The organism is Yoonia sp., from assembly GCF_046498525.1.
Classification (GTDB): Bacteria; Pseudomonadota; Alphaproteobacteria; order Rhodobacterales; family Rhodobacteraceae; genus Yoonia.
In genome coordinates this window covers 1-7,729 of record NZ_JAWOAN010000192.1, presented here as the reverse complement: position 1 = coordinate 7,729, position 7,729 = coordinate 1, and the positions used below count along the sequence as shown (strand labels likewise).

Annotated in this window: 11 protein-coding genes; 2 read left to right on the top strand and 9 right to left on the bottom strand. The window is 58.7% G+C overall.

Going from position 1 to position 7,729, the window contains the following annotated elements; genetic code table 11:
• Positions 1-62 precede the first annotated feature (62 nt).
• From R6T97_RS12040 to R6T97_RS12020, 5 genes are all read right to left on the bottom strand, one after another.
• Positions 63-641, bottom strand: coding sequence for a GNAT family N-acetyltransferase (locus tag R6T97_RS12040; protein WP_410349534.1), 579 nt, complete (start codon positions 639-641; stop codon positions 63-65).
• Positions 638-2,719, bottom strand: a complete 2,082-nt coding sequence (gene glp / locus R6T97_RS12035; protein WP_410349535.1) for a gephyrin-like molybdotransferase Glp — start codon at positions 2,717-2,719, stop codon at positions 638-640. Before glp ends, R6T97_RS12040 begins: the two co-directional genes overlap by 4 nt.
• Positions 2,720-2,736: 17 nt before the next feature.
• Positions 2,737-3,228 carry a molybdopterin-guanine dinucleotide biosynthesis protein B gene (gene mobB, locus R6T97_RS12030; protein ID WP_410349533.1) on the bottom strand — a complete coding sequence of 164 codons (492 nt, stop codon included), beginning with the start codon at positions 3,226-3,228 and terminating at the stop codon, positions 2,737-2,739.
• Complete coding sequence (gene mobA, locus R6T97_RS12025; protein ID WP_410349532.1) at positions 3,225-3,812, bottom strand: molybdenum cofactor guanylyltransferase MobA; 588 nt, start codon at positions 3,810-3,812, stop codon at positions 3,225-3,227. The genes mobB and mobA overlap by 4 nt, the downstream gene beginning before the upstream one ends.
• Before the next feature lie 76 nt (positions 3,813-3,888).
• On the bottom strand, positions 3,889-4,770 hold the full coding sequence (locus tag R6T97_RS12020) for a formate dehydrogenase accessory sulfurtransferase FdhD (RefSeq protein ID WP_410349531.1): 882 nt from the start codon (positions 4,768-4,770) through the stop codon (positions 3,889-3,891).
• A 61-nt stretch (positions 4,771-4,831) separates the two neighbouring features.
• Between R6T97_RS12020 and R6T97_RS12015 the strand changes: the two genes are divergently transcribed.
• Together R6T97_RS12015 and R6T97_RS12010 are read left to right on the top strand one after the other, a co-directional pair.
• Entirely contained in the window at positions 4,832-5,554 is a 723-nt protein-coding gene (locus tag R6T97_RS12015; RefSeq protein WP_410349530.1) for an AzlC family ABC transporter permease, read from the top strand.
• Positions 5,551-5,886, top strand: coding sequence for an AzlD domain-containing protein (locus R6T97_RS12010; protein ID WP_410349529.1), 336 nt, complete (start codon positions 5,551-5,553; stop codon positions 5,884-5,886). Before R6T97_RS12015 ends, R6T97_RS12010 begins: the two co-directional genes overlap by 4 nt.
• Here R6T97_RS12010 and R6T97_RS12005 read toward each other — a convergent pair.
• From R6T97_RS12005 to R6T97_RS11990, 4 genes are all read right to left on the bottom strand, one after another.
• Positions 5,873-6,484, bottom strand: coding sequence for a hypothetical protein (locus tag R6T97_RS12005; protein ID WP_410349528.1), 612 nt, complete (start codon positions 6,482-6,484; stop codon positions 5,873-5,875). The genes R6T97_RS12010 and R6T97_RS12005 overlap by 14 nt on opposite strands.
• Positions 6,485-6,490: 6 nt before the next feature.
• The gene (locus tag R6T97_RS12000; protein WP_410349527.1) at positions 6,491-6,625 is read right to left on the bottom strand and encodes an aa3-type cytochrome c oxidase subunit IV; all 135 of its coding nucleotides are present in this window, start codon (positions 6,623-6,625) and stop codon (positions 6,491-6,493) included.
• A gap of 65 nt (positions 6,626-6,690) precedes the next feature.
• The gene (locus R6T97_RS11995) at positions 6,691-7,167 is read right to left on the bottom strand and encodes a DUF6173 family protein (protein ID WP_410349526.1); all 477 of its coding nucleotides are present in this window, start codon (positions 7,165-7,167) and stop codon (positions 6,691-6,693) included.
• A complete protein-coding gene (locus R6T97_RS11990; RefSeq protein ID WP_410349525.1) occupies positions 7,164-7,625 on the bottom strand; it encodes an Lrp/AsnC family transcriptional regulator in 462 nt (153 codons plus the stop codon). The genes R6T97_RS11995 and R6T97_RS11990 overlap by 4 nt, the downstream gene beginning before the upstream one ends.
• Between the last annotated feature and the right edge of the window lie 104 nt (positions 7,626-7,729).

Sequence of the window (7,729 nt, the reverse complement as noted above, 5' to 3'; positions counted from 1 at the left end):
ATCTTCCAAGTGGTTTTGGGCGGTGCGCTGGTCTTTGCCGCCGGTGCGTTGATTGGCTCTGGCTAAACGTCGCGCACCATTGTGGTTGACGCGCTGAAGCCGAAAATATGCTTCAGCGGTCCGATTTTGACTGTCTTGAGTTCCTTGAAGCCGACATGGCGGTAGAGCGCCTTGGCCCGTGGGTTCGTATCGACCACATCAAGCCGGACCTGTGCGTAGCCGCGCCGCTTTGCTTCGTCGATCACGGCGTCAAGCAGGGCGGTGCCGACGCCCATGCCGCGTGCCTCTGGTGCGACGAACAATCCGTCCATCAGGAAGCGTTCATTTTCGAAGTCCTTTTCCAGCAAGGCGAGAAGCGACATGCGAATTGATCCGCTGACCCAGCCATAGACCCTGCGCATGTCGCTGAAATCCCCCTCGACCAATGAGCCATGGACCGTTTTGAAACCTGCGATGCCCAAGAGTTTGCCATTGTCGTCATGCGCGCAAATGCCGTGATCGGGCCGCAGGACGGAACGCACGAACATCATCGCCTGATATTTTGGCCCCATTGTGAAGCCCAGCTTTTTACCGAAGGCTTCCCAATAGAGTGACGCCGCTTCTTCGCGGTCTTGCGGGGGAATACCGACAGTGATCTTCATGCATCAAAGCAATTAAACGGAATGTAATTGACCAGATCTCCGAAAGCGATCTCTTGCGCGTGATCAGAGAGTTCCACAAGCCCAGTGGCCCAGCTAAGGCCGGAGATGCGGCCTGACCCTTCAGAGGGAAAAATGGTGACTTTACCGTCCTCGACCCGCGCACGCAGGTATTCACGACGGCCAGCCTTTTTGGATTTGCTGAAGGCAGCGGGCAGTTGATAACTGGTCGGTTCTGTCCAAGCGCCGCCTGCCATGACGGTTAGCGCGGGTGCCGCAAAGACCAGGGCGCAAACGATTGCCGCGACAGGATTGCCGGGCAGCCCAAAAACGGGTGTGTCTCGCCAGAGACCAAGAGCAAGCGGCCGCCCCGGTTTCATGGCGATCCGCCAAAGAGCGAATGAGCCGGTGCCTTCCAGCAGCGCCGACATATGGTCTTCGTCGCCTGCAGATGCACCGCCGGAGGACAGGATCGCATCGCATTGTTTCGCCGCATCATCGAGAATGTTGCGCAGGGTCTCTCTTTTGTCCGGTGCCCGTCCCAAATCCACTACCTCATAGCCCCAATTCGTGACCATTGCCGCCAGCATCGGGCGGTTTGCGTCGTAGATCTGGCCTTCGGTCGCCGTATCGCCGGGTTCGCGTAGTTCGTCCCCGGTGGAAAGGATGCCGACCCTGAGAGGTTTGCGCACACTGACTTGACCGACGCCTGCGGCCGCCAGCATTCCGAGGTCCGCTGGCGTAATCTTGCGGCCTGCGTGCAGGATGGTTTGGCCCGCTTGCATATCTTCGCCTGCCTCACGTGCGTTTGCACCGCGTTTCAGGGGGCCATGAAAGCTGACCTCGGTTTTGCTGGTGCTGACGTCTTCTTGCAGCACCACGGTATCGACGCCTTCGGGCAGGTTTGCGCCCGTCAGAATGCGGATGGTGTGACCCGCTGGGACGGTGCCCTTGTAAGGGGCACCCGCCGCCGCGCGTCCGGTGACCAGTTGCAGGCGCGTGATACCGGACGATGCGGGGCCGGCAAAACCATAGCCGTCCACGGCTGCGTTGGCTGCAGGTGGATGCGCGCGTGCGGCTTGGATGTCTTTTGCAAGGTAGCGCCTTGCGGCGTCTTTGATCGCGATGGTTTCGGTGGCAGTGACGCAGGTAAGTTTCTTGCGCAGATGTTCATGTGCCTCATCGACAGGTGTCCAATGCGCACCTTGCGGCATGGCAAAGCAATCGTTCTTCAGGGGCGGTGGCGCGAGATGGCCCAAGGCCGCCCGTTCGAGCAGGTCTTCGTGTTCAAGCCCCAGAATCCAGCCTTCGTTTGTAGACGCCACGTCGAGCATCCGGGCGATGTCTGGCGTGGGTATTTTTGACAGTGTCTGGGCGAGCAACTGCACTTGATGCGCGTCCTTGATCCGGCCTTTGGGCTGCGTCGCGCTGACGGCTTTCGCGATCAGCGAGGGCCAGATTTCGACAATGGCGATGGGCGGGACAAGCGGCTCGAACGGCCAGACGGCAAGGTCCCTGCCGAAGGTGCGCCGCAATCGGGCGAGCATGGGCAGGCCCATAATGACCTGACTGCCGACCGCCCCTGCACCTGAAAGCTGCCAGACGGGAAATGCGCCTTTGGCGTGGTTTTCGGCAGCCCGCTTTTCGGCCATGCCGTGCCCTGCGCGCGCCAGTCCCTTACGCGGCAGATAGGGTATGTCACGTTGCAATCCGTTGCCCCAAAAGGGGCCGGTGCCGGGGAAGAGGGCGTTGATTTCGCCCGCCAGATCGAAGCGGTTGTTGGTTTTGGGCGCGTCCACAACGCGGTCCGCGAACCAGTCCCAGATGGCAAAAGGATCGTCGGTGCCGGTCAGGGTTTTGCCGAAGCCTACAGGGTAGCCGAAGGCGAAGTCGAAACCGGCAAGTACGCGGCGACCGGCGGCATTTTCGGAGTGGAGGAAATTGGTGATCCAGCTTTCGGCCTCTTGCCGGTTGCGCAAATAGACCGGCTGATCAGCTGTCCTGTTGCGTGCGGCACAGACCCAAATCGCGTCTTTCTTCGGGGTCGCGCCACGGTCGTTTCCACCCGACCAGTCGACCATAAGGAAAGTATCGAACTTCACAAGCCGACCTCGGACAGGATGAAATCTGCAATCGCTTTTGTATTATTCAGATCGAAGACAGGTTGCGACACGTCCAACGCGCAATCACTGGCGACGGCCCGCACGGTGGTGTCGTCCTGGGCAATGACGGGGTGGTTTGTCTCGGCGCGGTAGGCCTCGACTTTGGGGTGGTCGTCGCGTTTGTAGCCTTCAACAAGGACCAGATCGACCGGATCGAGGTGTTTTAGCAGGTCGGAAAGCGGCAATTCGTCATTGTCGCGCAATTCCGTCATCAGCGCCCAGCGTGCGCGCGAGGACAACAGCACCTGATATGCGCCTGCATGCCTGTGACGATAGCTGTCCTTGCCGGGGTGGTCCACGTCAAAGCTGTGGTGCGCGTGTTTCAGGGTCGAGACGGAATAGCCGCGCCCCGTGATCTCGGCCACCAGCCGTTCCATGAGGCCGGTCTTGCCTGCATTCTTGTAGCCAACGACACCGTAAATTCTCATAGCATGGATTCCGCTTTGGTCAGGTCTTCGGGGGTGTTTACGTTGAAGAAGGCCGCATCGTCGGGGAAATCTGCGATGGCCGCGCCGTGCTTGTCTGTCCAGACGACAACTTTGCGCAGACCGTCTTGCAGGGCTTGCCGCAAGTCATCGCGAAGTGCAGTGGGCCAAAGGCCGAAGGTCGGCTGCCGCCCGCCGGGGCTACGGGATAGGGCGATGTCGGTGCCTGCCTGTTCTGCGGCTGTTAGAAGCTGCGGGACCAGATCGCAGGGAAAGAACGGTGTATCGGCCGCGGCGGTAACGATGTGCGTGGCCCCTTGCTCTGCCGCCCAGTCAAGGCCGGCTAATACGCCCGAAAGCGGGCCCGCGAAGCCTGCGATACTGTCTGCGATAACAGGCAGGTGCAGGCCGGCAAAGCGCGTGGGGTCGCCGTTGGCATTCAGGGCGAGACCAGCAACCTGCGGTTCCAGCCGTGCGATCACATGGCTGAGGATCGTGCCCTGTCCGAGCGGAAGCAGCCCTTTGTCGCCGCCACCCATGCGCGTGGCCAGACCGCCCGCCAGTATAACGCCAAGGGGTTGCTTCATTGTATTACCTGCGCTTGTGGCATCCGCCGGAGCCTCCGGCGGGAGTTTTTTGGCCAAGATGAAGTTGAAGCCGCAGTCATGTGCTTGCCTTGCGACCGGATTTGCGCGGTTCATCGGCGATTTGGGCTGGGTCGGCGTCACGGATCAGGCGATGTTCACCCGACAGGCAGACGAAGCGTTGCCCTTTCATCCGTCCGATCAGTGTCAGCCCGACCTGTTGCGCGATCTCGACGCCCCAAGCGGTGAAGCCCGAGCGGGACGCGAGCATCGGGATTCCCATCATCGCGGTTTTGATCACCATCTCTGAGGTCAGCCGCCCGGTCGTATAGAGTATCTTGTCCGCCGCAGTGACGCCCTCGGAGAGCATCCAGCCTGCGATTTTGTCGACAGCGTTGTGGCGGCCCACGTCTTCCATGTAGACCAGCGGTCGGTTGCCTTGGCACAGCACCGTACCGTGGATTGCGCCTGCTTCGAGGTAAAGTGACGGGGTGCGGTTGATGATGGCGGCGAGCGCGTAGAGGTCGGACGTGCGGACGTGCACGTCGGGCAGGGTGACGCCTTGGAGGCCTTCCATCATGTCGCCGAAAACTGTGCCGACGGCGCAACCGCTGGTGCGAGTCTTTTTCCTCAATTTGTCTTCGTAGGTCGTTTGTGCCTCGGTGCGCACGACGACGGTTTCAAGTTCTTCGTCGTAGTCGACGCCTTTGATGATGTCGCCTGCGTGCAGCATGCCTTGGTTGCGCAAGAAGCCAAGGGCGAGATAAACGGGATAATCCCCGATGGTCATGGCGGTGACGATTTCCTGACTGTTGAGGTAGATCGTCAGGGGGCGTTCTTCGACGACGTTGAGGTCGATTGAAGCCCCGTTGTGATCGGTACCAGTCACGGCACGGGTCAACCGTTTTGCGCCCGGATCAGGTGCGATCAGGTAGTCGGAAATATCATCGATCCGCGCCAATTGTCATTTCCCGTCTGCATAGGTAAAGCCTGATGTAACGCATTCAGGCTAAGGCAAAGCCATGACGACTTCTACCGTGAAAGCACCCGCAAAATCCGCCTATTGGGCGGGTGTGCGCGACGGTGCGCCGTTTATTTTGATTGCAGTGCCATTCGCGACGCTTTTTGGCGTGATTGCCACGGATGCGGGGCTGACGCTGGCGCAGGCGATGGGGTTCACCGTTCTGGTGATTGCCGGTGCCGCCCAGTTCGCGGCCGTTCAAATGATGGTTGAAAATGCCAGTATTGCGTTTGTGCTTCTGGCTGCGCTGGCGGTCAATTTACGCATGGCGATGTATTCGGCATCCTTGGTGCCGTATTTGGGGACGGCACCGCTGTGGCAACGGGCCTGCGTTGCATATCTCAACTTTGACCAGACCTACATCACCTCGATCGCGCGGTATGAGGCACAACCGAAGATGACCGTTTCCGAGCGCATGGCGTATTTTCTGGGCGCGGCGACCCCGATTGCCCCGTTGTGGTTTGCGATGACTTTTGTGGGAATCGTCGCAGGGCAGGCGATCCCAGAGGCTTGGGCGCTCGATTTCATTATGCCGATCATGTTTCTGGCGATGGTGTCCCCCATGCTGAAGTCGCTGGCGCATGTATCCGCCGCAGCAATGTCGGTCGCGGTCGCCTTGGCCTTGGTTGACCTGCCTGCCGGTACGGGGCTGTTGATCGCGGCGGGCGCGGCGATGGTGACCGGGGCACTGGTTGAAACCTTGATGGAAAGGCGCGTGCGATGACTTATTCGACCGCTGAAATCTGGACAATCATCATCGTAATGGGTGTCGGGACGTTCCTGATCCGGTTTTCGTTTCTGGGCCTCATCGGGGACCGGCCCATGCCAGCATTTGTGCTGCGTCTGTTGCGCTATACGCCTGTTGCGGTTCTGCCGGGGATGGTGGCGCCACTTGTCTTATGGCCAGCCGCGACCGACGGGCAGTTTGATCCGGTGCGCGTGTTGGCAGCCTTTGCCACCGTTTTCATCGGGGTTTGGACGCGCAATGTCCTTTGGTCAATTTTGGGCGGTGCAGTGACCTTTTACGCCGGAACGTGGATCACTACTCTCCTCTGAGGATCGCCGAGATTTCGGCTAACGCAAGGGTTTTGTCATCAGCGTCGTCTTCGCGGTATTCCAGTGTTGTAACATCGGGCAGTTTCGCAAAGTCTTCCTGTATGCGGTTTGGCCCCCAAGTTTGCCGGATGTTTTCAAATCCGGGCAACTGGCGCAATATCCGTGATGTGACCCGCGCGCAGTTTGCCTGCGCCACAGGGCCCGAGACAAGGGCGAGGTTCAGGGCCTGTTCTGCGACCTCGGGCGATACGTCTACCGATTGCCCGACCACGTAATAGGTCGAGCGCGCATGAAAGCTGACGTAGAAGTTTTCCAGTCGCGGGGTGGCGCCAAAGAGCACATCATTGCGTTCCGGCATCACCTTTTGCTCGAATGAGCCGGCCGGGTCGAAGAGGACACGCTGACTGGCGTTGATGAGCAGCGAACTATGGGCTCCGTTGTCGGAGTCCACATTTTTCATGGTGTAGAGCGTGATGTATTTACGGCCCGGCTTGCGATAGATCGCGCGTGTCACTACGTCTTGAGGCGCCCAGACCTCTTGTGCGGTGCAGGCAGATAGTGCCAGTGGCAGACCGACTAAGAAACCACGCCGGTTCACGATGATTTAGATCGCGATGAGTGCAAGGAAAATCAGCAAAACGATGATTGCGATTGACGCTTTCGTTACCATGCTCACGAAACCTTCAAAGGTCTTTTCCTGAACAGTGATATCCATTTCGCCGTCTTTGTGTTCAGCCATCTTTCGGTTCCTTCGTGATCTGATTTGTGTATCGCATAGACGATTCATTTCGTCCTGTCACGCGGTCAGGTGGTCACATCTTCTTCGCCATCCAATGCAGAGGCCAGTTGGAAACCGATCCTGTTGGGTTCAGGCTGATCGATGTGTTTTGGGCTGGCCACAAGCGTGACGTTCAACTGGCTGACGTGCTGGATCAACTGCGTGCGTGCGCCGCCTTGGTTCATCCCGTAGTAGGTGACGATATCGGGGTCGTAATAGCCCAGACCCTCGATCTTGATCACGCCGGTGTTGCCGCCTGCGAGCCCGAGGCCAACCTCGTGATCGTTATCCAACTGTTTTTCGAAGTTCTGGATGTACATGATGATCCGCTCATAGGCCCATTGGGCGGGGCTTTTTTTGGCAGCCGACCCCGACAGCGCCTTGGGCATCGTATGTGGTGCGGTCTGCGTTTGCGGGTTCGTGTGGACCTCGCGGCATTTGGGTAGAATGTCGTTTTCCATCATTTCGGCTGATGTATCAATCTGCATGGTGGTCTTGGTCATAGCGGCACCGCGGTTGTTTCCTTGATTTCCTCCATAACGAAACTTGCCGAAATATCCGAGACAGAAATCCGTGAGGTAAGCTGTTTATAGAAGGCGTCATAGGCGGGGACATCCGCGACCCGTACCCGCAACACGTAGTCGAGATCGCCTGTCATCCGGTAGGCGCCGACAATTTCAGGAAAGCTTTGCAAGGTCGCCTGAAACTGTTTCATCCATCCTGCGTCATGGGCATTGGTGCGGATCAGGACCATCACTGTCAGGGGGACGCCGACGCTGGCAGGATCAACCAGCGCGACGCGACCCCTGATGACGCCCGATTGCTCCAGCGCCTTGATCCGCCGCCAGCAGGCATTGCGCGAAAGGTGCACCGCTGCGCTGATGTCATCAACCGAGCGTGTGGCATCAGATTGCAGGATACGCAGTATCGCGCGGTCTATTTGATCTGTTTCATGGGCCATAAGTGGGATGATATCCCAATAAACTGTCTAATAACAGGGATATTTGGGATCGCGCTACAGGCTGTGGTGGTTAGTTTCTGCGAAATTCCTTTCAGGCTTTTGCA